Origin of the sequence: Methylobacterium sp. E-025 (assembly GCF_022829705.1) — a bacterium.
In the GTDB taxonomy this organism is placed as follows: domain Bacteria; phylum Pseudomonadota; class Alphaproteobacteria; order Rhizobiales; family Beijerinckiaceae; genus Methylobacterium.
In genome coordinates, this window is the sequence record NZ_JAKSYR010000062.1 from 1 (window position 1) to 25,505 (window position 25,505).

Sequence of the window (25,505 nt, forward strand, 5' to 3'; positions counted from 1 at the left end):
CCCCCGCAGAGGGGGGAGGGAAGGGCGTGATTAGAACGCCTCGGCCGGCAAGGCCATGGTCGTGTCCGCGCCGGCCTTGACCCGCCCGAAGCGCATCGCGGTCTCGGGCAGCACCCGCTCCATGTAGAACCGGCCGATGGCGAGCTTGGCCTCCATGCGCTCCGGCCGCTCGGCCTTCTTGGCGTTCGCCGCCTTGGCGATCTTGCCCCACATGTAGCCCATCGCGACGAGGCCGAGGAGATACATGTAGTCGGTGGCGCCGGCGCCGGCGTTGTCCGGCTTCGAGAACGCGTTCTGCATGAACCACATGGTGGCGCCCTGCAGGTCGTTGAGCCCGGCCTGGAGCGGCCCGGTGAAGGGTTTCAGCGCCTCGTCCTCGCCGTTGTCCTTGATGAAGGCCTGGACCTCGCCGAGGAAGGTCATCATCGCGCGACCGCCGTCCTTGGGCAGCTTGCGCCCGATCAGGTCCATCGCCTGGATGCCGTTGGCGCCCTCGTAGATCATCGCGATGCGGGCATCGCGCACGAACTGCGACATGCCCCATTCCTCGATGTAGCCGTGGCCGCCGAACATCTGCTGCGCCTCAACCGCGTTGGCGAAGCCCCGGTCGGTGAGCACGCCCTTGACCACGGGGGTGAGCAGGCCGAGCAGGTCGTCGGCGGTCTGGCGCTCCTTCGCGTCCTCGGAGCGATGCGAGATGTCGGATTGCAGCGCGGTCCAGAGCATCAGCGCGCGCGCCGAATCGTTGAAGGCGCGGATGCCCATCAGCGTGCGGCGCACGTCGGGGTGGACGATGATCGGGTCGGCGGCCCTGTCCGGCGCCTTCGCGCCGGTGAGCGAGCGGCCCTGCAGCCGGTCCTTCGCGTAGGCCACGGCGTTCTGGTAGGCGACCTCGGACTGGCCGAGGCCCTGCACGCCGACGGCGAGCCGCGCCTCGTTCATCATCACGAACATCGCGTTGAGGCCGCGGTTCTCCTGGCCGACGAGCCAGCCGGTGGCGCCGTCGTAGTTCATCACGCAGGTCGAGTTGCCGTGGATGCCCATCTTGTGCTCGATCGAGCCGCAGGACACGCCGTTGCGCGCGCCGACCGAGCCGTCCGCGTTCACCAGGAACTTCGGCACCACGAAGAGCGAGATCCCCTTGGTGCCGGCCGGCGCGCCCTCGATCCGGGCGATGACGAGATGGACGATGTTCTCCGACAGGTCGTGCTCGCCCGCCGAGATGAAGATCTTGGTGCCGGTCAGCGCGTAGGAGCCGTCGCCGTTCGGCACGGCCTTGGTCTTCAGGAGGCCGAGATCGGTGCCGCAATGGGGCTCGGTGAGGTTCATGGTGCCGGTCCAGGCGCCTTCGACCATCTTCGGCAGGTAGGTGCTCTTCTGCTCGTCCGAGCCGTGAACCAGCAAAGCCGCCATCGCCCCCTGCGTTAGGCCCGGATACATCCCGAGCGCGAGGTTGGCGCCGGAGGCGAATTCCTGGATCGCGGTGTTCAGCGTGTGCGGCAGCCCCTGGCCGCCGTATTCTTCCGGCACCGACAGGCCCATCCAGCCGCCCTGGGCGTAGGCGTCGTAGGCCGCCTTGAAGCCCTTGGGCGTCGTCACCGAGCCGTCGGCCCGGCGGAGGCAGCCTTCGAGGTCGCCGACGCGGTTGAGCGGGGCCAGCACCTCGTCGGCGAGCTTGGCGCCCTCGTTCAGCACCGCCTCGACCATGTCCGGCGTGGCCTCGGAGAAGCCCGCGAGGTTGGCATGGTTGTGGAAGCCGAGCACGTCGTTGAGGAGGAACAGGGTGTCCTCGACCGGGGCGCGATAGCTCGGCATGTGTCGATCCTCCAAGGGGGCGGAGGCCCTGCCCGGTCCGTCGCGGAGCGGTGGGTCTCTCGATAGTTCATATATAAACTATCCCGCCGTCCGGGGGCAAGAGGGGTGCGGCCGGGTTCCGCGGTTTCGACCGATGCAACCCATGTTCGACCTCTTAACCCGGTGTTTACCAAGAAAGTTAATGGTCCTGGACAACCGATCCGAGGACCGCGTTCCGGACACGTCGCAAGCGTGCGCGAACGTGGCCGGGGCCCGGTGCCGAACGCCGCCGAACGCAGGCCCGATGATGACCCGAACCGCGACGCCGAGCTTCGACAACTTCGATCCCGACGTGCTCGATGCTGCCCGCGACGTGGCCCGCCGCGCCGGCGTCCCGCTGGAAACGTGGATCGCCTCCGTCGTGCCGGACAAGGCGAAGGCGGGCTCGGTCAAGGCGGCGGCGAAATCCAGCACGAAGGTGCCGCGCCGCCCCGCCTCGGATCTCGGGACGTCCCGGCCGGCCGCACAGGCCGCGCCGGCTCCCGCCGCCGCGACGATGCCCGACGCCGCCCCGGACGGCGCTCTCGGCGCGACCATCCAGGCCCTGCTCGCGCGCATCGACGGGCTCGACCGCACCCTCGCCGAGGAGCGGCTGTCGGTGGAGGACGCCGCCCAGCGCCGGATCGCCGACATCGAATCCCGCATCGGCGCGGCGATCGGCGCCAGCGCCGCCCCGGTCCAGCAGGTCGCCGAGCGCCTCGGCGACATCGAGCGCCGGATGTCGGCGTTGGGCGAGCAGCTCGCGGCGACCCGGCCCCCGGGCCGGCGCGGCCGCCCGGCGGCCGCCGAGATCCAGGATGCGGTGCAGGACATCCGCCAGCGCCAGCGCGAGCTCGGCGAGAACGCCGGCGCCAGCGTGGTCGCGACCATGCGCGAGGACATCGCCCGCCGCCTCGACGCGACGGTCGAGGACACCGCGCTGCCGGACACCGCGGTGTCCGAGCTGCGCCGCGAGACGAACCGGCTTCGCGAATCGATCGGCCATCTCGCCACGCGGCGCGACCTCGGCGCCCTGGAGCAGGCGGTGATCTCGCTGGCCAGCGGCGTCGAGCGCGCCGGAGCGCCGGCGGACCTCGCCGCCATCGCCGAGCCGATCGAGCTGATCCGCGCGCAGGTCGAGCGGCTGGCCGACGACGTGGCCGAGAACGTCCACACCCGCGTGGCCGGCGAGGTCGAGCGCCTCGCCTCCCGGCTCGATGCCGTCGTCGCCACCGGGCACGGCAGCGCCGTCGATCACGACGCGCTCAAGCACCTGTTCGACGAGATCGAGGAGATCCGCCGCCTGATCGCGGCGCTCGCCGGGCCGGAGCGGATCCAGAGCCTCGCCGCCGGCGTCCAGGCGATCAGCGCGCAGATCGCCCAGCTCCAGAAGGCCGCGACCGCGGGCAGCGACACCGCCCTGCGCCCTCTGCTGGAGGAGATCCGCAGCGGCCTCAACGCCAGCGTTCCCGCCCCGGCGGCGCTGGTCGACCAGATCGACGCGATCGCCTCGAAGCTCGACGCGATGCAGGCGGGCGCACACGGCGCCGACGCGGCCAGCTCTCAGGCGATCCTCGGGCGGATCGACGCGCTGTCGGACAAGGTCGACCGCGTCAGCACCCAGCCGGTGGGCGACCTGATCGGGCGCCTGGAAGGCCTCGGCGAGAGCCTGCGCATGCCGGCGATGCCGGGCGGCGACGTCGCCTCGATCCACGCCATGCTGCGCAACCTCGCGGAGAAGGTCGACCGCGTCGGCGCGCGCTCCGGCGACGACGGCCTCGACGCCCTGGAAAAGCAGGTGGTGTCGATCGCCGACCGGCTCGACGCCCGCAGCGGCGACCCGACGCTCGCAAGCCTGGAGCGGTCCATGGGCGACCTGCTCAAGCAGGTCTCCGCGCTCCGCGACGAGGCGCCGATCGAGGCCGCCGTGGCCCGTGCCACCCGCAGCGCCGTGGCCGATTCGATCGGCGGGCGCGGCAACGCCGAGACGAGTGAGTTCGGGCTGCTGCGCGCCGGCCTCGCGGACATGCAGGCCCGGCAGGCGGCGTCCGACCAGCGCCTCGCCACGACGCTCGAAGGGGTGCAGACCGCCCTCGAGCGTCTGACCGGGCGCCTCGACGCACCCCCGGCCGCCGCGCCGGCCCGCGCCCCGATCGGCAACCGCGCGGTGCCGCTGGAGGAGCGCCTGCTCGCCTCGACCACCGTCGAGGCGCCGCGCCCCCGCACCGCCCGGCGCCCGGAGCTTCCGAGCGCCGCCGCGACGGGCCCCGAGACGGCCCGGGCCGGCGACGAGCTGCTGGAGCCCGGCGCGGCGCGTCCGTCCAAGGACGCCGCCCCTCGGGAGCGCCAGGCCCGCGACCGGGCCGAGCCCGCCGAGGCGGACGGCGCGACCGACATCAAGACCAACTTCATCGCCGCCGCCCGCCGGGCCGCCCAGGCCGCCCAGGCCGAGGTCGCCTCCGAGGCCGACCTCTCGGCCGGCCGCCGCGAGCCGCGCTCCGCCGCCCGCCGGCCGATGCCGGTCGCGGACGCGGCCGGCGACGGACCGGTCGCGCGCCTGCGCGCCGAGATCAACCGCCGGCGCCGGCCGCTGCTGCTCGGCCTCGCGGCGATCGTGCTCGCGCTCGGCGCCCTGCAGGCGATCAGCATGCGCCCGACCGCGAACGGCGACACGGCGCGCGCGCCCCAGCCGCCGACCGTGCTGGCCGACACCAACGCGTCCGCCGCGCCCAAGAGCGACTCGAAGGCCGAGCCTCGCGCGGACAAGGCCGAGCCGGCGATGCCGGCTGAGGCCCGCCCTGCCCCGGCCGACCCGCAGACCACGCAGGCGCTTGCCACCGCCGCCCCCGCGGAGGCGAAGGCGGCGCAGGCCCGGAGCGCGGTGCCGCAGGTGTCGAGCATGGCCTCGCTCGCCGGCGACCTCGCCACCCTGCCCGCCGGCCTGTCGAAGCTCCGCCAGGCGGCGCAGGACGGCGACGGCACCGCGGTCTGGGAACTGGCCGGGCGCGCCGCGGACGGGCGCGGCCTGCCGCGCGACCTGTCGCTGGCGGCCAAGCTCTACGAGAAGCTCGCCGGCGCCGGCTACGCGCCGGCCCAGTACAAGTACGCCGGTCATTACGAGAAGGGCGCCGGCCTCGTGCGCGACCTCGACAAGGCCAAGATGTGGTACGGCCGCGCCGCCGAGCAGGGCCATGCCCGCTCGATGCACAATCTCGCGGTGATCTACGCCGAGAACCCGAGCGCGACCGGCAAGCCGGACTACGCCTCGGCCGCCTCGTGGTTCAGGCAGGGGGCCGAGTACGGGGTGCGCGACAGCCAGTACAACCTCGCGGTGCTCTACGCCCGCGGCCTCGGCCTGACCCAGGACCTCGCGCAATCCTACGCCTGGTTCGCCGCCGCCGCCGCGCAGGGCGACGAGGATGCCGGCAAGAAGCGCGACGACGTGGCGACCAAGCTGAGCCCGGCCGACCTCGCCGCGGCGCGCAGCATCGCCGCGAACTTCAAGCCGCACCGGCTCGACCGCGCGGTCAACGAACCCCCGGTCGCCAAGGACGCCGCCGGGCCGATGACCCTGCTCGGCGCCCCGGCCCCGATCGCTCCCGCCCTCGGCCAGACCGCCCGCAAGGGGGTCTGAGCGCGAGCGCACGGGTGGCCCGGGCCGGCGTTCCGGGCGGCGGAAGCTTGACCATGATGCCGCAGTGCGGGAACCCTCCGCGGCGGCGTTCGTAGGATACGTGATTCGATATGCGACCGCCGATCCGCAGCGGGCAGCCCGGAGGTCGGATGGCGCGCGTCTCCCCCGTACCGACCGGCGCCGTCCTCCTTGGCGTCGCGGGACTGATTCCGTTCGTCGGCTTCGCCGCGCTCGCCGTCAGCGGCAGCGACGGCGGCCTCGGCACGATCGGCCTGTCGCCGCGCACCATCCTCTCGGCCTACGGCGCGGTGATCGCGTCCTTCCTCGGCGGCATCCGCTGGGGCGCGGCGGCGGCGCGCAACGCCGGCAACGCCGACTACCTCATCGCCATCGTCCCGTCGCTTCTGGCATGGGCCGCGCTCGCGGCCCCCGCCCCGTGGGACCTGCGGACCCTCGGCATCCTGGTGCTCGCCTGGGGCGTGGTCGACCAGGACCTCGCCCGGCGCGGCCTCGTCCCGGTCTGGCTCGGTCGCCTGCGTCTGGTGCTTTCGGGCGTCGCCGGCGCCGCCCTCCTGGTCGCGGCCTGATCGTCGCGCGGGTCGCCGACCGTCGACGACCCATTCCCCCGGCGATCGGCCTGCGCGGGACCCGGCCCGGGCCTCAGAACGGCAGCTTCATGCCGGGCGGCAGCGGCAGGCCCTTGGTGAGCTCGGCCATGCGCTCCTGCGCCGCCTGCTCGGCCTTGCCGCGCGCGTCGTTGACCGCGGCGAGGATCAGGTCCTCGAGGATCTCGCGCTCGTCGGCGACCATCAGGCTCGGGTCGATGGCGACGGCCTTGACGAGGCCCTTGGCGGTCATCGTCACGCGCACGGAGCCGCCGCCGGAGGCCCCCGAGACCTCGACCGTGTCGAGCTCGGCCTGGAGGCCGGCCATCTTCTCCTGCATGGCCTGAGCCTGCTTCATGATGCCCATGATGTCGCGCATGCGGATCGGTCTCTCGTTCGTGGGGTGAAGCGTGATCTGGGAAGCCGGGCGGGCGGATGCCAGCGTCAGGCGTCGTCGGCCTCGCCGTCCTCGGTCGCGGCCTCGTCGAGGCCTGCCGGGGCTTCGAGGCCTGCGGAGGCCGCCTCGGGGGCGTTGTCGCGCACGTCGACGATCTGCGCGCCGGGGAAACGCGCCAGCACCTCGCGCACCAACGGGTGCGAGGCGGCGTTCTCGCGGCGGCTCTCGATCGCGGCACGGGCCTGCGCGTCGAGCGTCGGCGCGCCCGCCTCCCGCGAGGGCGTGACGATCCAGCGGCGGCCGGTCCACTGCTCGAGCGCCTTGGCGAGGTCGGCATGCAGGGAGGGGCGCCCGCCGTCCGCCTGACGGAACTCGATGCGGCCGTCCTCGAAGCGCACGAGATGCGCCTCGCGCTCCAGCGCCGACTTCAGAAGGATGTCGCGGCGGATGTCGGCGAGCGCCACCACGTCCTCGAACCGGGACAGGCGCGGGCCGGCCGGCTCGGCGGGCCGGCCCTGCACCACGGGCGCGGGCGCGGCCGGTGCCGGGACCAGGACCGGACGCGGCGGCGGAAGCGGCCGCGCCTCCGGCAGGGGCCGCGCTTCGGCAGGCGGCGGTACGGCGGCCGGCTCGGGCGCCGGAGGCGGCACCGAGACGGGGGCCGGCGGAGGCGGCGCGATCGCGCGGGGCGCCGGGGCGGTGAGGGCTGGTCGAGCCGGTGCGTCGCCCTCCTGCGCACCGGCGGCGAGCGCTTCGGCCCTGAGTTGTCGCAACGCCTCGTCCGGCGTCGGCAGGTCGGCGGCGTAGGCGAGCCGCACCAGAGCCATCTCGGCCGCGGCGAGCGGGCGGGCCGCACTCTGGACCTCGGGTATCGCCTTCAGCAGGATCTGCCAGGCCCGCGACAGCGCCCGCACGGGCAGGCGGCCGGCGAAATCGCCGCCGCGCCGCCGCTCGATCTCGCTCAGCGTCGAGTCGGCGGCCGCCGCCTCCGGCGCGAGCTTCAGCCGGGTGACGAGGTGGGTGAAGGCGGCGAGATCCGAGAGCACGACCGACGGGTCGGCACCGGACTCGTACTGGCTGCGCAGCTCGGCGAAGGCCGCGGGCACGTCGCCGCGCATCACCGCCTCGAACAGATCGAGGATGCGGGCCCGGTCGGCGAGCCCGAGCATGTCGCGCACGCCTGCGGCGGTGACGGCGCCGGCGCCGTGGGCGATGGCCTGGTCGAGCAGCGAGAGCGCGTCGCGCACCGAGCCCTCCGCCGCGCGCACGATCGCGGCCACCGCCTCGTCCTCGGCGCCGACGCCTTCGGCCGCGCAGATCTTCTGGAGATGGGCGGAGAGCACGTCGGCCTCGACCCGGCGCAGGTCGAACCGCTGGCAGCGCGACAGGATGGTGATCGGGACCTTGCGGATCTCGGTCGTCGCGAACACGAACTTCGCGTGCGGCGGCGGTTCCTCCAGCGTCTTCAGGAACGCGTTGAACGCGTTGCCCGAGAGCATGTGGACCTCGTCGATGATGTAGACCTTGTAGCGCGCCGAGACCGGCGAATAGCGCACGCCGTCGATGATCGCGCGCACGTCCTCGATGCCGGTATGCGAGGCGGCGTCCATCTCCAGCACGTCCATGTGCCGCGATTCCATGATCGCCTGGCAATGGACCCCGAGCCCCGGCATCGCGATGGTCGGGCCGGTGTCGGGCGCGCCGACCGGCGCGTAGTTCAGGCCGCGGGCGAGGATGCGGGCGGTGGTCGTCTTGCCGACGCCGCGCACGCCGGTCAGCATCCAGGCCTGCGGGATGCGCCCGGCCGCGAACGCGTTGCCGAGCGTGCGCACCATCGCGCCCTGGCCGATCAGGTCGTCGAAATCCTTGGGACGGTATTTGCGCGCCAGCACGCGGTACGGCGTCTGCGCGAGGGCAGGCGCCGGAAACCCGGGCAGGCCCGGCTCGTCGTCAGGCGTGCCGGTGCTCGCGTCCATGCGCTCTTCGGGGGTGCGTCTTCGCTCTTCGCGGTCGTGCCTTGGCCGCCGCTGCAGGCCGATCGACCCGCGGTTCCTGCGGTGGAACGAGGTGGGAGGCTGGACGAAGACCCGCTCGGTCTCGTTAGGGCTGCTTCCTTCCGGACCTGACCCGGTTGGCGAGTGAAACGTCCCTCGCCAACCTCCCGCGGCCTATATGGCGGGAGCTTCCGGCGATGGCAAGCGGGCGGGGCACCGGGTCCCCGGCTGCAACCCCCGGCGTCGACGGCCGGGCCGGACGCGGCGCGATCAGACCTGCGCGCCCGCCGGATCGCCGCTCCGCGTCATCGCGGAGGCCGCGAGCACGAGGGCGAAGCCGAACAGGAACACCTGGTTGATCGACAGCTCCTCGAACATCAGCGAGGGCACCATGAACAGCACCGTGTAGAACGGGAGCGGGCCGAACCGCTGGGGGGCGAGGACGATCCGGACCGTTCCGGCCAGGAAGGCGAGCACGACGAGGACGCCGCTCTGGAGCGCGAGGGTGACGACGGCGTTGTGCGGCGTGCCGACGCCGGCCATCATCAGCAGCTGGTTCTCCTTGGAGACGTTGCCGAGGCCGAACGGATGGGCGGCGGCAAGCTGCAGCCCGGCCGCGGTCGAATCGAGACGCTCGAGGATGTTGCTGTCGGCGTGGCTGTCCGCGACGAACCGCTTCTCGATCGCCGACTGGAGCTGCTCGGGGACGGGGGCATAGCCGGTGGCGCTGAACAGCATGACGAGCCCGCAGATGGCGGCGGCCCCCAGCAGCACGGCGTAGACGCTGACGCTCTTCCGGAGGATCAGCCCGAGTACGATCGCCGGCAGGAAGAGCCCGGCGCGGTTGTTGGTCAGCGGGAAGCTGACGAGCAGCGCGGCGAAATACGCGATGTAGATCGCGCTGCGGCCGGTGCGGTGCCAGAGGTAGGCCGCAGCGGCGCCGGCGAACGCGAAGACGTGCCCGGTCTCGTTGCCGGCGGCCCACAGGCCGCCGAGCTTGTCCTTCATGAACAGGACGAGTTCCGGCTCAAGGCCGTCGGTCGGCACCGCGAGCCCGACGCCGATGAGGTCGATGCCGGCCGAGGCTGCGACCAGGACCAGGAGCGACCCGGCGAAGCCTCCGAGCGTGCCGGCCGCGAAGCTGTCGGCGCCCGCCGGATCGCGGAGCAGGATCACGAGCTGGGTCGCCTGGACGAAGTACAGAAGCAGCACCAGGGTCAGGTACAGGTCGCCCTGCTGGACGTCGGCCTTCGCCAGCAGCGAGGCGACGAGCAGCATGACGACCACCCCGATCGGCAGGGCCCGCGCCAGGAGCGTGGACAGGATGCGCGGGCGGAGCAGGAAGTACGGGATCGTCAGGAAGGGCAGCGCGTCGGACAGGCGCATGAACGGCAGCCCGAAGGTCGAGGTCAGCACGTTGAACTGCAGCGCGAAGCCGACGCCGAGGATCACGAGCCGGTCGAGACGGCTCAGGGACGCGCCTCCGGACACTGCAACCGCACGCTGCAGCTCGGCCGGGACGATTCCTCCCTTGGCGATCCGCATGCACGCCTCCTCGAAGACCGGCACCCTCGGCGACCGGAGAGGGCCGACCTTGCACGGGATACGTTTGGAAAGGCTTGCGACGGCGGACGAAGAGAAGGGCTGATCCCGGCTGGCCGGCGGGCGCTGCGGATTGCACGTCGCCGCTCCGTTGCCCCCCGCCCCTTCTACCCCATGTCCCGTCGCAGCATCCCCGAGTGCTTTCGGAAACCGGAGGACGGATGGACAGTTCGAAGGGCCACGGCCGCTACGGCTACAGCGCGCTGCCGGACCGGCCGCTCTACGACTGGCCGGGTGGCCGGCGCCTGGCGGTCTACGTCGCGCTCAACCTCGAGACCTTCGATTTCGGATCGGGGCTCGGCGCCGAGCTTGCCCCCGGCGGGCCGCAGCCCGACGTGCTGAACTACGCCTGGCGCGACTGGGGCAACCGGGTCGGGGCGTGGCGGATCAAGGCGATGCTCGACGCGCTCGCGCTGCCAGCGAGCGTCCTAGTCAACAGCCGCCTCTATGCGGATTGCCCCGGCCTGATCGAGGCCTTCCGCGCCCGCGGCGACGAGATCGTCGGGCATGGCCGCTCCAACGCCGAGCGCCAGGGCAGCCTCGACGAGGCGGGCGAGCGCGCGCTGATCGCCGAGGCGACGGCGCTGCTGACCGAGCACGAGGGCCGCCCGCCCGCCGGCTGGCTCGGCCCGTGGATCTCGCAGTCGACGGCGACGCCCGACCTCCTGGCCGAAGCGGGCTACCGCTACCTGCTGGACTGGGCGCACGACGACCAGCCGACCTGGTTCGGGACCCGCGACGGCGGCCGCATCCTCTCGGTGCCCTATCCGCAGGAGCTGAACGACATCCCGGCGATCGTCGCCCGCAAGGAGACCGGGCGGCATTTCGCCGACGCGATCTCCGACGCCTTCGACGAAATGCTGGAGCAGTCGCGCCACGCGCCGCTGGTGATGGGGATCGCGCTCCACCCCTACATCGTCGGCCAGCCGCAGCGCCTGCGCCCCCTGCGCGCGGTGCTGGCCCGCATCGCCGCCCACCGCGACATGGTCTGGCTCACCACCGCGGGCGCGATCGCCGAGCACGCGGTGCAGGTGATGGGCTGAGGCGGTCCCGTCGCGACGGGACCAGCACGGAGGACGGCGCCGCCTCACGTGAGGGCCTGAAGGCTCGCCGCGAGTGGTCAACCGAAGGCGGATGGTCCGCTCCGACCCAGTGCCCGGATCATCGCGGCGGGGTCGGGTCCGGAACGGCCAGCAACCCGATCAGCACCAGGGCCGGCACGAGCACGCACCAGAAGGACAGGGCGGCGACCCCGAACGCGCCGGCCAGGGCACCTGCCGCGAAGGCCAGCACCGCGGACAGCGTGCGCCGCAGGCGGGCGCCGGCCTGCGCGCCGAGCTTGGTCCCGCACAGGTGGTCGGTGATGTCGATGACGGCCTGCGTGACGTTCACGGTCATCACCGTCGTCGCGGCGAGGTGGCCGATCACCAGGCGCCCGATGCCGTTCTGGATGCCCATCGCGGCGACCCCGAGCATGCCGATGCCGATCGCCCGCGCGCCGTCCGGCGAGCCGAGCGGCGACAGGGCCGCGCCGAAGATCGCGAAGGCGATCAGGACGGCCGCCTCGAGGGCCAGTAAGGGGCGCAGCGGCGACGTCCCGCGCCGCTCCAACGCCAGGGCGATCAGGCGCGTGAGCGCGACGGCCAGGATGAAGGTCGGCAGGGCGAGCAGCTTGGCGAGGACGCCGGTCGAGGTCGAGACCAGCTCCGCGCCGATCAGGACGAAGTTGCCGGTGACGTGGGCGGTGAACAGGCCGGTCAGGGCGATGAAGGCGGCGGCGTCCACGAAGCCGGCGACGAAGGCGAGCCCGACGCCGATCACGGCGTCCCTGAGCGATGGGGTGAACACGATGCCTTGCTCTCCTGCCCGTCCGAGCCGGTCGCCGCTCGCCATCCGCCGAGCGCCCGGGGCGCGGACCTTCCAGGCGTCCGGGCCGGACCGCAAGCGGGCGCTCGCCGGGCCGAGCCCAGGCCGCGACACCGCCTCGCCGCGGCCGCGCTTGCGATCCGCCCGCCCACGCCCGATGGTCCGCCCGTCGCGGGCCGCGGGGCGGCCCCTGGGGATGCGTTCATGAGCCGCCAAGCGGGCGAGGCCTTCGTCGTCGATCCCGGAACCGAGGACGCGCAGCGCCGCGCCGCCGACCCGCGCGCCTCGGCCTGGGTCTCGGCCAATGCCGGGGCGGGCAAGACCAAGGTGCTCACCGACCGGGTGGTGCGCCTGCTGCTCGACGGGGCCGCGCCGTCGCGCATCCTGTGCCTGACCTTCACCAAGGCCGCCGCCGCCAACATGTCGATCCGGATCTTCCGGACGCTGGGGCGTTGGGTGACCCTCGGCGACGCGGCGCTGTCGGCCGAGCTCGCCGCGCTCACGGGGCGCACCGCCTCGCCGACCGACCTCGATGCGGCGCGGCGCCTGTTCGCCCGCGCGGTCGAGACGCCGGGCGGGCTGAAGATCGAGACGCTGCACGCCCTGTGCGAGCGGCTGCTGCACATGTTCCCGTTCGAGGCCAACGTGCCCGCCCGGTTCGCCGTGCTGGACGAGAACCTGTCGCGCGAGATGTTCGCCAACGAGACCGACCAGGTGCTGGCCGCCGCAATCGGCGGCGACGCGCGGCTCGGCCACGCCCTCGACCTCGTGACGCCGGAGGCGACGGGCGATGCGCTGCGCAAGGCGATCCGGCAGGCCATGGCCGCGCGCACGGTGCTGGCCGCGCGGGGCGGGCTGACGCGGCAATTCGCCCGGCTCGGCACCGCCCTCGGCCTCGCCGCGGGCCAAACCGACGCGTCGCTGGTGGAGACGATCCTGAACGACGGAATCTCCGACAAGCCGGCCTTCGCCGAGCGCCTGCGCACCGGCAAGGCGACCGACGAGAAGCTCGCCGACGGCCTGCTCGCGGCCGAGGCCGCCGACGGCCGGCCGGAGGCGCTCGACCTCTATCGCGCGGTGTTCTTCACCGCCAAGGACGAGCCGAAGGCCGACAAGAGCCTGGGCACCAAGGCGGTCCCCGAGGACGTGCGCGCGGCGCTGATCGACGAGCGCGACCGGCTCGCGCCGCTGTTCGACGCCCTGCGCAGCGCCCGTGCGCTCGCCCGCACCGAGGCGCTGTTCACCCTCGCCGCCGAGATCCACCGCCGGATCGAGGCGCAGAAGGCCAAGCTCGGGGCGCTGGATTTCGACGACCTGATCCACAAGACCCTCGACCTGCTCGCGCGGGTCGACGCCGCCTGGGTGCTGTACAAGCTCGACCGCGGCGTCGACCACGTGCTCGTGGACGAGGCGCAGGACACCAACCCGCAGCAATGGCAGATCCTCGACCGGATCACCGCGGAGTTCGCCACCGGCGCCGGCGCGCGCGAGACCCTGCGCACCCGCTTCGCCGTCGGCGACCCCAAGCAGTCGATCTACAGCTTCCAGGGCGCCGAGCCGCGCGAGTTCGCGACGATGCACGGCAAGTGGAAGGGCGAGGCGCGCTCGGCCAAGCTCCGGTTCGAGGACGTCGACCTGAAGCTGTCGTTCCGCTCGACCCTCGGCGTGTTGCGGGCGGTCGACGCCACCTTCCACCTGCCCGAGCACTACGACGGCCTCGGCTTCGACGATGCGGCGGTCGGCACCGTCCACACCACGGCGCGGGCCGGCGCGCCCGGCACCGTCGAGCTGTGGCCGATCGCCGAGCCGGTGGAGGAGGTCGAGCCCGATGCCTGGGCCGCGCCCGTGGACGCGCCGGAGGCCAACGCGCCGGCGATCGTCACCGCGCGCCGGATCGCCCGCGCGGTGCGGACCTGGGTCACTGCGGGCGACACCAGCGGCCGGGTCTGGCGGCCGGGCGAGGTGCTGGTGCTGGTGCGCAAGCGCGGGCCGGCCTTCGAGGAGGTGATCCGCGCGCTGAAGGGCGCCGGCGTGCCGGTCGCCGGCCAGGACCGGCTCGACGTGGGCGCGCACATCGCGGTGGCCGACCTCGTCTCGATCGGCCGCGCCGGGCTGCTGCCCGCCGACGACCTGACGCTGGCCTGCGCGCTGAAGACGCCGCTGGTCGGTCTCACCGACGAGGATCTCGTCCGCATCGCCGCCGGCCGCGACCGGTCCGAGACGCTGGAGGACGCGCTCGCCCGGCATGCGGACGCGGGCGACCCGGCCGCGATCGTCGGGCGCGGGGCGCTGGCCGGCTGGATCGCGGCCGCCGGCGCGCAGGGGCCGTTCGGGTTCTACGCCGCCCTGCTCGGGCCGGGCGAGGGCCGGGCCCGCCTCGTCGCGCGCCTCGGCGGCGAGGCGGGCGACGCGATCGACGTGTTCCTGCTCGGCGCGGCGCAGGCCGAGGCGGGCGCGGACGCACCCTCGCTCGCCGGCTTCCTGGCGCGCTACTGCGCCGGCGGCCGGGGCGAGGCCGGCCACACGGTCAAGCGCGACATGGAATCCGGCCGCGACGAGGTCCGGGTGATGACCGTGCACGGCGCCAAGGGCCTGGAGGCCCCGGTGGTGGTGATGATCGACGGCTGCGAGGCGCCGGGGGGCAACGACCCGCCGCTGCTGGCGATGCCGGGCGACGTCCCGCCGGTCTGGTCGAGCGCGAAGCCCTACGATTCCGAGGCGATCGGCGCGGCGCGCGAGACCCTGCACGCGCGGGCGCGGGAGGAGCACAACCGCCTGCTCTACGTGGCGATGACGCGGGCCGCCGACCGGCTCGTGGTCGCGCCGTTCCGCGGCCAGACGCCGGTGGGCCCGACCGCCTGGTGCGAGATGATCCGCACCGGGATGGTGCAGGCCTTCGGCGAGGGCGAGGCGGTGGAGACCGCCTACGGGCCGGCCACCCTGTGGCGGGACGGATCCGGGCCGGAGACCGGGACCGCGCCGGCCGAGGCGGCGCCCGAGCCCGGCGCTCTGCCGTCCTGGCTGCGCGAGCCGGTCGCGGCCGAGGCGGCCCCGGCGCCGCCGATCAGCCCGTCCGGCGCGATGCGCGCGGCCGACGGCGAGCGCCAGATCCCGCCGCGGCAGGCCGATACCGAGGCGCGCCGGCGCGGCAAGCTGATCCACGCCCTGCTGGAGCACCTGCCGCGCCTCGACCCGGCCGCCCGCGAGAGCGCCGCGACCGCCTTCGTGGCCGCCCGCGCGCCGTCCTTCTCGCGCCCGAAGCGCGCGGCGATCGTGCAGGCGGCCCTGAACCTCATCGCGACGCCGGACCTCGCGCCGCTCTTCGCCCGCGAGGCGCGGGCCGAGGTCAGCCTGTCGGGGCGGGTCGTGGTCGCGGGCATCGAGCGGCCGGTCTTCGGCCGCATCGACCGCCTCGCGGTCGCCAACGGCACGGTGCGGCTCGCCGACTTCAAGACCGGCCGGCCGCCCGCCGAGGGCGCGCCGCCGCCGCGGCCCGAGACCGCGCAGATCGCCCTCTACGCCCGCCTGCTCGCGCGGATCTACCCGGACCACGCGATCCGCCCGATGCTGGTCTGGACCTCGGGACCGGTGATCCGGCTCCTGAGCGAGGCGGAGATCGCGGAGGCGCTGGCCGGGCTCGGGCTGGCCGCGGCGTGACGCGGCCACGCGCGTCAGGGCCCTGAGCGGCCGGGTCCGCGCCTGCGGCGGGGTCCCCCTGCGGAAATGGCGGTTGCGTCCGAGGCCGAGAACCAGCATCAGGCGTCTCGTATTTCGGGCCGTTCGGATCGCCGCCGCCAGGTGGAGCGATCCGAAGCGCCGTCGCCTGTCGACGCCGTCCGTTATCGTCCAGGCACAGGGAACCCGACATCATGAAGACGCGCGCAGCCGTGGCGTGGGAGGCGAAGAAGCCGCTCACGATCGAGACCATCGACATCGAGGGGCCGAAGGCCGGCGAGGTCCTCGTCGAGGTGATGGCCACCGGCATCTGCCACACCGACGCCTACACCCTCTCGGGCCTCGACTCGGAGGGCAAGTTCCCGGCGATCCTCGGCCACGAGGGCGCGGGCATCGTCCGCGAAATCGGCGCCGGCGTCACCGACCTGAAGGTCGGCGACCACGTGATCCCGCTCTACACGCCCGAATGCCGCGGCTGTAAGTCCTGCCTGTCGCAGCGCACCAACCTCTGCACCGCGATCCGCGCGACGCAGGGCCAGGGCGTGATGCCCGACGGCACCAGCCGCTTCTCCTGCGTCTCCACCGGCGGCAGCCCGGGCGGGTCCGACACCCTGTTCCACTACATGGGCTGCTCGACCTTCTCGAACTTCACCGTGCTGCCGGCGATCGCGCTGGCGAAGATCCGCGAGGACGCCCCCTTCGACAAGGTCTGCTACATCGGCTGCGGCGTCACCACGGGCATCGGCGCGGTGATCTACACCGCGAAGGTCTGGCCCGGCGCCAACGTCGTGGTGTTCGGCCTCGGCGGCATCGGCCTCAACGTGCTCCAGGCCGCGCGAATGGTGGGGGCCGACAAGATCATCGGCGTCGACATCAATCCCGACAAGCAGGAGATGGCGCGCAAGTTCGGGATGACGCACTTCATCAACCCGAAGGAGGTCGGCAACGATCACGTCGTCGCGGCGATCCTCGACGCCACCGGCGGCGGCGCCGACTTCTCGTTCGACTGCACCGGCAACGTCCACGTGATGCGCCAGGCGCTCGAGTGCTGCCACCGCGGCTGGGGCGAGTCGATCGTCATCGGCGTGGCGGAGGCCGGCAAGGAGATCTCGACCCGCCCGTTCCAGCTCGTCACCGGCCGCGTCTGGAAGGGCTCGGCCTTCGGCGGGGCGCGCGGCCGCACCGACGTGCCGAAGATCGTCGACTGGTACATGGAGGGCAAGATCAACATCGACGACCTGATCACCCACACCATGCCGCTCGACGAGATCAATCACGGCTTCGACCTGATGCACGAGGGCAAGTCGATCCGCTCGGTGGTGCTGTACTAGGACCGACACTCGGACCGACGCGCGCTTCCCTCCCCCCCTCTGCGGGGGAGGGAGGAGCCTGTATCGACCCATCGGCCGGTCACGGCCCCAGAGCCCCCAGGAGATCACCCCATGGAAACCGTCTCGAAGGCCCTCTCGCACGGTGGCGTCCAGGGCGTGTACAAGCATGACGCGACGACCACCGGCTGCCCGATGACCTTCGCGGTCTTCGTGCCGCCCCAGGCCAAGGACGGCCCGGTGCCGGTGCTGTGGTACCTCTCGGGGCTGACCTGCACCCACGCCAACGTCATGGACAAGGGCGAGTACCGGCAGGCCGCCGCCCGCCACGGCGTGATCGTCGTCGCGCCCGACACCTCGCCCCGCGGCGAGGGCATCCCCGACGAGGCCGGCAACTGGCAGTTCGGCTCCGGCGCGGGCTTCTACCTCGACGCGACGCAGGCACCCTATTCCGCGAACTACCGGATGTGGAGCTACGTCACCGAGGAGCTTCCGGCGCTGGTCGCGAAGAACTTCCCCGCCGACATGAGCCGCCAGGGCATCTTCGGCCACTCGATGGGCGGGCACGGCGCGCTCACCATCGCGCTGACCTATCCCGACCGCTTCAAGTCCTGCTCGGCCTTCGCGCCGATCGCCCAGCCCTCCACGGCGGGCTGGTCGAAGCCGGCCTTCGAGAAGTATCTCGGCACGGACGCGGCGGCCTGGCGCGCCCACGACGCCACCGCGCTGATCGAGGACGGGCACCGCTTCCCCGAGTTCCTCGTCGACCAGGGCACCGCCGACAGCTTCCTTCAGGACGGACTGCGGCCGTGGCTGCTGGAAGAGGCCTGCAAGAAGGCCGGCATCGCGCTGACCCTCAACATGCGCGAGGGCTACGACCACTCCTACTTCTTCATCTCCAGCTTCATGGACGACCACATCGCCTGGGCCGCCGCCCGGCTGAAGTGACAAAAAACCCTCCCGCGATCGGGCGATCGCGGGAGGGTTTTTGCTTTCGGCGTCGTCACGACGGCTCACGCCGCGACGGCACGCGTCGAACGATGATCGCGGTCGTCCCATCCATGAAGCCTTCGGCGGACGTCGGGCCTCGACGTGCAGGACGAGAGGGATGGACCGCGTCGCGGTGTCCCCGCCGGCGGCCGGCCTGAAATCAGCGCAGGGCCGTGACCTGCACGGGCGCCGCGTCCGCGACCTGCGACGGGGCCTGATCCGCCAAGTAGATCCGGCCGCCGACGAACAGAAGCGCCAGAGCCCAGAACACCAGGGCCGCACGGCGCGTCTCGCGGTAGCTGCCGGCTGCGCCCACGGCCTTCGCATCGACGCAGGCGCGCGGCATCTCCATCGGCTCGCCGAAGGGATCGTAGGCGGTCGTGCGCTGGTCGAGCTGGGCGGTCATGATGGGAGATGTCGCGCTTGGCCGTCGCCGGATCAATGGTTGCGTCTTCCGAAGATTCCTTGACAAAGAGAGGCTTCTTCTCCGCCGGATCGTCGGCGTGGAAGTTCGTTCCTCGACGCATCCCCGGATGCGGAATCCGCCGAGCGAGAGGCCGCGTGACCGCAGACTCGAAGCCGATGACCCCGCCCGCGCACGCCGCGCCCACGGTCGCCGCCGGCCCGTTCGCGCTGCTGCCGGGCATCCTTGTCTGCGTCGCGATCACCGGGATCGCGATGGGCGTGCAGGCGGTCGAGGAGCGCGCGCTCGACCATCCGTATATCGAGGCGCTGGTGATCGCGATCCTGCTCGGCATCGCGCTCCGCAGCGCGTGGGTGCCGGGGGCGCGCTTCCGCAGCGGCATCGCCTTCAGCGCCAAGCAGCTGCTCGAGCTCGCCGTGACGCTGCTCGGCGCCTCCCTCAGCCTCGGGGCGATCGTCGCCTCCGGCCCGGCGCTGCTCACCGGCATCGTCGGCACGGTGATCCTGACGATCGCGGCGAGCTACGGCATCTGCCGCCTGCTGGCGCTTCCGGCGCGGATGGCGATCCTCGTCGCCTGCGGCAACGCGATCTGCGGCAACTCGGCGATCGCCGCCGTCGCCCCGGTGATCGGGGCCGACAATAAGGACATCGCCGCCGCGATCGCCTTCACCGCCGTGCTCGGCGTGCTGATGGTGCTCGGCCTGCCGCTGTTCGTGCCGTTGGCCCACCTGTCCGACAACCAGTACGGCGTGCTCGCCGGGCTCACCGTCTACGCGGTGCCGCAGGTGCTGGCCGCCACCGTGCCGGTGAGCCTCGTCAGCACCCAGGTCGGCACCCTGGTCAAGCTGGTGCGCGTGCTGATGCTCGGCCCGGTGGTACTCGCCTTCTCGCTGATCGCCCGCCGGCTGCCGGCCGAGGGCGGCGCGGCGGCCCGGCCCGGGCGCCTGAGCCTGACCAAGCTCGTACCGTGGTTCATCGTCGGCTTCCTGGTGCTGGCGAGCCTGCGCTCCCTCGGCCTGATCCCCGACGCGGCCGCGCTTCCGCTGACGAGGCTCGCCGGCATCCTTACCATCGTCTCGATGGCCGCGCTCGGCCTGGGCGTCGACGTGCGCATCCTCGCGCGCGTCGGCGGACGCGTCACCGCCGCCGTCACCGGCTCGCTCCTCGTGCTCATCGGCATCAGCCTCGTGCTGATCCGGGCCCTCGGCATCGCCTGAGCGGCTGCGACGCCACCGCCGAGTCGGTCTATCGTCCGCGTTCCTCGGCCCGACGCCGTCACGAAGGATCAAACCCCATGCGCCTCGATGCCTCCGAACGCGGCGTCTTCCCGATCGCCCCGACGCCGTTCCACCCGGACGGCCGCATCGACCACGACTCGATCGACCGGCTGACCGACTTCTACGCCGCGAACGGCGCCACCGGCCTCACCGTGCTCGGGGTGATGGGCGAGGCGCCCAAGCTCGACCAGGGCGAGGCGCTCGACGTCGCCCGACGCTTCATCGTGCGGGCGAAGGGCCTGCCGGTGATCGTCGGCGTCTCGGCGCCGGGCTTCGCCGCGATGGCGTCGCTGGCCCGCAGCGCGATGGATGCGGGCGCGGCCGGGGTGATGATCGCGCCGCCCAGTTCCCTGCGCACGGACGACCAGATCGCCGCCTACTACGCGCAGGCCGCCGAGGCGATCGGCGCCGACGTGCCGTTCGTGATCCAGGACTATCCCCTCACCTTCACCGTGATGATGACGCCGGGCGTGATCCGCCGGATCGTCAACGACAACCCGGCCTGCCGGATGCTCAAGCACGAGGACTGGCCGGGGCTCGAGAAGATCTCGGCTTTACGCGGCTTCGAGGCGGAGGGCTCGATGCGGCACATTTCGATCCTGTGCGGCAACGGCGGCCTGTTCCTCGATTTCGAGACCGAGCGCGGCGCCGACGGGGCGATGACCGGCTACGCCTTCCCCGACATGCTCGCCGACGTGGTCCGCCTCTCGGCCGCGGGCGAGCGCGACGCCGCGCACGACCTGTTCGACGCCCATCTGCCGCTGCTGCGCTACGAGCAGCAGCCCGGCATCGGGCTGGCGGTGCGCAAGTACGTCATCGCGCGCCGTGGGCTGATCGCCTCCGCCGCCCAGCGCAAGCCCGGCGGCACGCTGGCCCCGAAGGCGGTCGCCGAGGTCGAGTACCTGCTCGGCCGGCTCGCCCGCCACGATCCCCGCGCGGCGCTGGCGCCGGTCTGAGGCTGCGGCTCGCCTCCGGATCGATTCGGAGGCTGCTCTCGCGCCTTTCCCTCCCCCCACTGCGAGGGAGGGAGACGCGTGCATCCGCTCCGATCGACCGGAGGCGACCGGATCAGCCCTCGCCATCTCCCCCGAGCGACCATTCGCCGACGCGGGCGAGGTGGTCGTAGTCGCCGTAGGACTTGGCGTACTTCGCGTAGGGCCGCGAGGTGTAGGCGGCCTGCCCGGTCATGAAGCGGGCGACGAGCCCCCTCAGGCGGGTGGCGTGCTCCTCGACGATCTCCGCCACGGTGCGCGGATCGCCCTTGGGGGGCTTGACGGCTAGTGGCACGAACGGCTTCCGCCCGCCCGAGGCGTGGACGTAGAGCAGGTCCGGCGTCGCGTTCGTCGCCGGGAACCCGTCGAACGCGCCGTGCATCAGCATCGCCGCCTCCAGGGTGAGCTGCGGTGAGAAGCCGGCAAAGATCTCGCGGGCCGAGGGCGGCGCGCCGGTCTTGAAGTCGACGATGCAGGCGCCGTCCGCCCCGCGCTCGATCCGGTCGGCGCGCGCCCGGAGCGTGAAGGTCTCAGGCCCGAGCGGGATCGCCCACCGTCCGAAGATCTCGGGCTCGACCCGCGCGAGGGTCGCCCGCCGCGCGATCTCCCAGGGAAGGTAGACGGCGGCCATGCGCTCGTAGCGCGGCCACCACTCGGCGTAGAGCTCGGGGTAGGTGTCGGCGGTGCCGGCGAAGGCCTCGACCGCGATCTGGTTGAGCCGTTCCCAGGCGATTGCGGGATCGGGCAGCGCATTGGGATAGCGCTCGGCGAATCGGCCGAAGATCGCGTGGATCATGGTGCCGCGGTCCCCCGCGCCGGGCCGCTCGGCCACCGCCTCGAGCGGATCGAGCCCGAGCACGTGGCGGGCGAAGACGGCGTAGGGGTCGCGCACCAGCGTCTCGATCTCGGTGACGCTGAGGCTGCGCGGGAACAGGGCCGGGTCGGGCTTGGGCTTCGGCTGGGTCAGGCGCGGCTGCGCGGGCGCCGTGTCGAGCACGCGCGCATAGCCGGCAAAGCGCCGGCCGGCGTCGAGGGTGGCCGCCCAGGCCGCCTCACCGGCGAAGGCGCGGATGCGCTGGAGGAAGCGCGACGGCACGGTCGGCGAGCCCTCGCGCTTGGCCGCGCGGGTGATCACCGCGTCGCGGCAGCCGAGGGCCTGGACGAAGTCGTGCGCCGCCTGGCCGAGCTGGCGCTCGGGCGGGTTGAGGCCGATGCGTTCGCGCATCGGCCGGTTGAGGAAGGAATCCGTGGTGGTCTTGCCGGGCCAGACGCCCTCGTCGAGCCCGGCGAGCACGACGCGGTCGTAGTGCATCAGGCGCGATCCGAGCGGATCGAGGATGCTCAGGCGCGGATGCGGCGCCGGCCCGGCGCAGGGCACGGTGCGGTCGGCGGCGAGCGTGGTGAGAAAGGCGGGGTAGTCGTCGAAGCTCCCCGGCAGCAGCGCCGCGTCGGCCTCGGCGCGGTGGCCGACGAGGTTCCGCACGTCGTCGAACAGCGTGTCGAGGCAGTTCAGCGAGGCATCGGCGATCGGCTCGGCCACCTCCGCCGGCCGCGCCAGCAGCGCCTCGCACACCTCGGCATGGAGGCGCGCCGCCTCGACGAGATCGCAGGCGGCCGCCTCGGCGCCGCAGGGGCCGGCGAACGCGGCGAGCGGTGCGAACGCGGCCTCGAGCTGATCGAGGATCGTCGCCGCCAGGTCCCAATCGCGGTCGCCGAGGCGCTGCTTGGCCCGGGGCTGGTGCCTGTGCGGGGCGGCGCGCTGGACGGCGAGCGCATCCTTGAGCCCCTGGAAGCTGCCGGCCGGCGCCGGGCCGCGCAGCACGCCGATCTCCAGGGCCGCCGCGCCGCGCACGACGTCGCCGCGCGGGAGGCCGAGGCCGACCAGCGGATGGGCCAGGAGCGCGATGATCCGCGCCGGGATCGCGTCGCCCTGCTCTCGGTGGAGGTCGACGGCGAGTTCCGCCGAGAGGCGCGCCATCCGGCCCGCCGCGCTGCGGCTGAGCGCGAGACCGGCGCCGTCCTCGGCGACGATGTCCCAGCGGGCGAGCTCGGCGGCGACCCGCATGGCGAGCGCCCGGTCGGGCGTGATCAGCGCGGCGGTCCGGCCCGGCGCGGCGAGCGCCTCGCGCAGGGCGACGGCGGCCATCAGCGCCTCGTCGCGCTCGTCGGCCGCCTCGGCGACGGCGAGCCCCGCCAGACCCTGCCGGCCGAGGGTCTCGCGCGCCGTTCCGTCGAGGCGCGCCCAGGCATCCGTGGTCTCGGCCGGGCGCAGGGCCTGCGACAGCAGCGCGGCGCGGGCGGTCACCTCGGGATCGTGGCCGCCGAGGTCGACGACCGCGTCCCGCGCGACGCCGAGGCAGCCGGGGCCGAGCAGCCGATGCAGCACGGCCTGCGGGTGGCCGTGGGCGATCTCGCGCTCGAAGCCTGCGCCGGTCTCGATCGCGTCCCAGCCGGCCGCGTCGAGATCCAGGTCGAGGCCGGGGAGCACCACCGCGCCGTGCGGCAGGCCCGCCACCGCGGCGATGAGCTTGGCGGTGGCCGGCACCGAGCCGGTCGAGCCGGCGATCACCACCGGGTCGCGCGGACGCTCGCGGGTGAGGCGGGCGGCCTCCGCCAGCACGAGGTCGCGCGCCCGCGATACCGGATCGGTGAGGCCGCGCTCGGCCAGGATCCGCGGCCAGTTCTCCGCGGCGATCCGGACGAAATCGAGGGTCAGGCCGAAATAGCGCGAGTACTCGGCCTCGACGGCACCCGCGATCTCGGACCAGGGCAGGCCCTCGACGGTCAGCGCGTCCATCAGCCCTTCGAGGTCGGCGGCGAGCGCCACCGCGTCGGCGGGCGAGGCCGGCACCAGGAACGGCACCTCCTCGTCGATCGGCAGCAGCGAGCGGTCGACCGCCTGCGCCCAGGACTGCACCAGCCGGGCGAGGATCAGCCGGCGCTCGAGCTTCTGCATCTCCGGGTCGAGGCCGACGGCGGCGTTCGCGACCAGCGGCATCGCGGCGAGATCCAGCTCGGCCTCGTCCGCCTCGCCGAGCGGGATCATCCGCGGCAGCAAGGCCGCCTCGCCCAGCCGCGCCGCCAGGCGCTTGGCCAGCTCCTTCGCCACGCCCGGCGTCGGCAGGTAGATCGTGACGGCGGCGAGCGCGAGCGGGTCGCGCCCGAGATCGCCGACGAGGCGCCCGTCGAGCAGCGCATCGACCAGCGTCGGCAGGAACGGCGCGCCGCGGGTGATGGTGAAGACGTGGGCGTGTGGGTCGGTCGGGTCGATCTGGGTCAACCGAGGATCCGTTCGCGCTCGTGCGAGAAGTTGAGCACCTTCCTGCCCGACATCGCGCTGGTGCGGTAGAGGTGGAGGTCGTCGGTGATCAGGGTGACGTCCGGCTCCCGCACGTTCGGGATCGAGACGTCGTTGAGGGGCAGCCTGTCGAAGTCGACGGAACCGACGGCATCCGCGCTCGGCGCATACGTCTCCGTCGCCGCCTCCGCGTAGGAACGGAACGCCTCGAGAACCGGAGCCAGGCGGGCCTGGTCGAATTGTCGGATCAGGTACGCGGTCTCGACAAGGACGTTCGGCGTGGCGACGAAGATCGCCGCATCCCCGATCCGGAGCTTCAGCAGCACGAAGTCGTCGATCGTGTGGACGCGCGCGCGCCGATGCGCGGCGATGTATGATCGGGAGACGGTCCCGACGAAGAGCAGCAGAAGCAGGTTCGTGTCGACGAGCAGGCGTCCGGCACTCAAGGTTCGACCCGGCGGTTGGTGACGGAGACGACGCGGCCGTCATCGTCCTTGAGGTGCACCACCTGGTAGGATCGTTTCGGATCGAGATCGCGCCCGAGAGCGGTCACGAGCGGCTCGGACGCGTCCCAGGGCCGCGAAAACCTGACGGTGATGAGCCGCTGGTTCAGCGCGTCGTCGAACCGGATCTCCTCGAGACCGATATTCGTCGGCTGCTCGGCATCGAAGACCGCGGCGACGTAGTCTTTCGCCTTGGAAACCGCTTCCTTCACGTCCACCGAGACCTCCGCAGCGACCAGGGCCATCCTCGATGCGAGCAATCTAGAGGTTCCGCATCCGTTCCTCAAACGGAATCGCGGCTCACCCCTCCTGCGCGCTCACCCGCACGCGCTCCTCGGCGGCGCGGATCGCGTCGGGCGTGCCGACGTGGAGCCATTGCCCGTCGAGCCGCAGCCCGGACAGGCGGCCCGCCGCGATCGCCCGGTCGAACAGCAGGTTGAGCGAGAACGCGCCGTCCGGCGTGTCGGCGAACAGCTCCGGCTTCACGATGGCGACGCCCGCGTAGATGAAGGGGGCCACCCGGCGCTCGCCGCGCCGCTCCAGCCGGCCGTCGGCGTCCATGACGAAGTCGCCCGAGCCCTCGTAGCCGAGGCTCGTGGTGGTCGGCGCCACCAGGAGCAGGATGTCCATCCGCGCCGCGTCCCAGGCCTCGATGAGCCGGGCGAGGTTCGGGGTCGGGCCCTCCAGCCAGAACGAATCCGAGTTGAACACCACGAAGGGGTCCGCGCCGACCAGGGCGAGCGCCTTCTTCACGCCGCCGCCGGTCTCGAGCAGGGTCTCGCGCTCGTCGGACACGACGATCTTCGGAAGGCCGACGCGCTTGGCCAGGTGCCCCTCGATCAGGTCCGGCAGGTAGTGGACGTTGACCACCGCGGTCTCGATCCCGCCCTCCGCCGCCCGGTCGAGGGCGTGGTCGATCAGCGCCTTGCCCGCGACCTCCACCAGGGGCTTCGGCACCGTGGCGGTGACCGGGCGCATGCGCTTGCCCAGGCCCGCGGCGAGGACGAAGGCGCGGGTGATCGCGGCTTGCGCGGTCGGCGGCGAGGCGGGGGTGTCGCTCATGCGCGGGGCTCGCGAAGGAGAGGTC

At 73.0% G+C, this 25,505-nt stretch carries 18 protein-coding genes and 1 other RNA gene; 8 read left to right on the top strand and 11 right to left on the bottom strand.

The window, feature by feature from the left end:
- Positions 1-30: 30 nt before the first annotated feature.
- Entirely contained in the window at positions 31-1,815 is a 1,785-nt protein-coding gene (locus MKK64_RS05690) for an acyl-CoA dehydrogenase C-terminal domain-containing protein (protein ID WP_243932587.1), read from the bottom strand.
- Positions 1,816-2,101: 286 nt separating this feature from the next.
- Here MKK64_RS05690 and MKK64_RS05695 point away from each other — a divergent pair, with 286 nt between their 5' ends.
- Positions 2,102-5,467, top strand: coding sequence for a hypothetical protein (locus tag MKK64_RS05695; protein ID WP_243932812.1), 3,366 nt, complete (start codon positions 2,102-2,104; stop codon positions 5,465-5,467).
- 149 nt (positions 5,468-5,616) lie between these two features.
- A complete protein-coding gene (locus MKK64_RS05700) occupies positions 5,617-6,054 on the top strand; it encodes a DUF3429 domain-containing protein (protein WP_147729576.1) in 438 nt (145 codons plus the stop codon).
- A 73-nt stretch (positions 6,055-6,127) separates the two neighbouring features.
- On the opposite strand, the gene MKK64_RS05705 is transcribed toward MKK64_RS05700, so the two are convergent.
- The 4 genes from MKK64_RS05705 to MKK64_RS05720 form a co-directional block, all read right to left on the bottom strand.
- Positions 6,128-6,451, bottom strand: a complete 324-nt coding sequence (locus MKK64_RS05705; protein WP_147729577.1) for a YbaB/EbfC family nucleoid-associated protein — start codon at positions 6,449-6,451, stop codon at positions 6,128-6,130.
- Between the two features lie 65 nt (positions 6,452-6,516).
- Entirely contained in the window at positions 6,517-8,445 is a 1,929-nt protein-coding gene (locus tag MKK64_RS05710) for a DNA polymerase III subunit gamma/tau (protein ID WP_243932588.1), read from the bottom strand.
- An 89-nt stretch (positions 8,446-8,534) separates the two neighbouring features.
- Positions 8,535-8,633: signal recognition particle sRNA small type (gene ffs / locus MKK64_RS05715), an RNA gene on the bottom strand.
- Between the two features lie 100 nt (positions 8,634-8,733).
- Complete coding sequence (locus MKK64_RS05720) at positions 8,734-10,008, bottom strand: O-antigen ligase family protein (protein WP_243932589.1); 1,275 nt, start codon at positions 10,006-10,008, stop codon at positions 8,734-8,736.
- Between the two features lie 218 nt (positions 10,009-10,226).
- Between MKK64_RS05720 and MKK64_RS05725 the strand changes: the two genes are divergently transcribed.
- Entirely contained in the window at positions 10,227-11,108 is an 882-nt protein-coding gene (locus MKK64_RS05725; RefSeq protein ID WP_243932590.1) for a polysaccharide deacetylase family protein, read from the top strand.
- A gap of 118 nt (positions 11,109-11,226) precedes the next feature.
- Here MKK64_RS05725 and MKK64_RS05730 read toward each other — a convergent pair whose 3' ends face one another.
- On the bottom strand, positions 11,227-11,913 hold the full coding sequence (locus tag MKK64_RS05730) for a YoaK family protein (protein WP_243932591.1): 687 nt from the start codon (positions 11,911-11,913) through the stop codon (positions 11,227-11,229).
- Positions 11,914-12,135: 222 nt separating this feature from the next.
- On the opposite strand from MKK64_RS05730, the gene addA reads away from it, so the two are divergent.
- From addA to fghA, 3 genes are all read left to right on the top strand, one after another.
- Positions 12,136-15,588 carry a double-strand break repair helicase AddA gene (gene addA / locus MKK64_RS05735; protein ID WP_243932592.1) on the top strand — a complete coding sequence of 1,151 codons (3,453 nt, stop codon included), beginning with the start codon at positions 12,136-12,138 and terminating at the stop codon, positions 15,586-15,588.
- 212 nt (positions 15,589-15,800) lie between these two features.
- The gene (locus tag MKK64_RS05740) at positions 15,801-16,937 is read left to right on the top strand and encodes an S-(hydroxymethyl)glutathione dehydrogenase/class III alcohol dehydrogenase (protein WP_147727892.1); all 1,137 of its coding nucleotides are present in this window, start codon (positions 15,801-15,803) and stop codon (positions 16,935-16,937) included.
- A gap of 111 nt (positions 16,938-17,048) precedes the next feature.
- Entirely contained in the window at positions 17,049-17,882 is an 834-nt protein-coding gene (fghA, locus tag MKK64_RS05745; protein ID WP_243932593.1) for an S-formylglutathione hydrolase, read from the top strand.
- A 202-nt stretch (positions 17,883-18,084) separates the two neighbouring features.
- Here the strand turns inward: fghA and MKK64_RS05750 are convergent, their stop codons facing one another.
- Positions 18,085-18,330, bottom strand: coding sequence for a hypothetical protein (locus tag MKK64_RS05750; RefSeq protein ID WP_243932594.1), 246 nt, complete (start codon positions 18,328-18,330; stop codon positions 18,085-18,087).
- A 176-nt stretch (positions 18,331-18,506) separates the two neighbouring features.
- Between MKK64_RS05750 and MKK64_RS05755 the strand changes: the two genes are divergently transcribed.
- A complete protein-coding gene (locus MKK64_RS05755; protein WP_243932820.1) occupies positions 18,507-19,565 on the top strand; it encodes a YeiH family protein in 1,059 nt (352 codons plus the stop codon).
- 77 nt (positions 19,566-19,642) lie between these two features.
- On the top strand, positions 19,643-20,581 hold the full coding sequence (locus MKK64_RS05760) for a dihydrodipicolinate synthase family protein (RefSeq protein WP_243932595.1): 939 nt from the start codon (positions 19,643-19,645) through the stop codon (positions 20,579-20,581).
- A 112-nt stretch (positions 20,582-20,693) separates the two neighbouring features.
- Here MKK64_RS05760 and addB read toward each other — a convergent pair whose 3' ends face one another.
- From addB to MKK64_RS05780, 4 genes are read right to left on the bottom strand one after another with little or no spacing between them, the layout of a single operon-like run.
- Positions 20,694-23,897 (bottom strand): double-strand break repair protein AddB, encoded by a 3,204-nt coding sequence (addB, locus tag MKK64_RS05765; protein WP_243932596.1) that lies wholly within the window; start codon positions 23,895-23,897, stop codon positions 20,694-20,696.
- Entirely contained in the window at positions 23,894-24,361 is a 468-nt protein-coding gene (locus MKK64_RS05770) for a hypothetical protein (protein ID WP_243932597.1), read from the bottom strand. Before MKK64_RS05770 ends, addB begins: the two co-directional genes overlap by 4 nt.
- Positions 24,358-24,678 carry a hypothetical protein gene (locus tag MKK64_RS05775; RefSeq protein ID WP_243932598.1) on the bottom strand — a complete coding sequence of 107 codons (321 nt, stop codon included), beginning with the start codon at positions 24,676-24,678 and terminating at the stop codon, positions 24,358-24,360. The genes MKK64_RS05770 and MKK64_RS05775 overlap by 4 nt, the downstream gene beginning before the upstream one ends.
- 40 nt (positions 24,679-24,718) lie before the next feature.
- Positions 24,719-25,480, bottom strand: coding sequence for a nucleotidyltransferase family protein (locus MKK64_RS05780; RefSeq protein WP_147729627.1), 762 nt, complete (start codon positions 25,478-25,480; stop codon positions 24,719-24,721).
- Positions 25,481-25,505 lie beyond the last annotated feature (25 nt).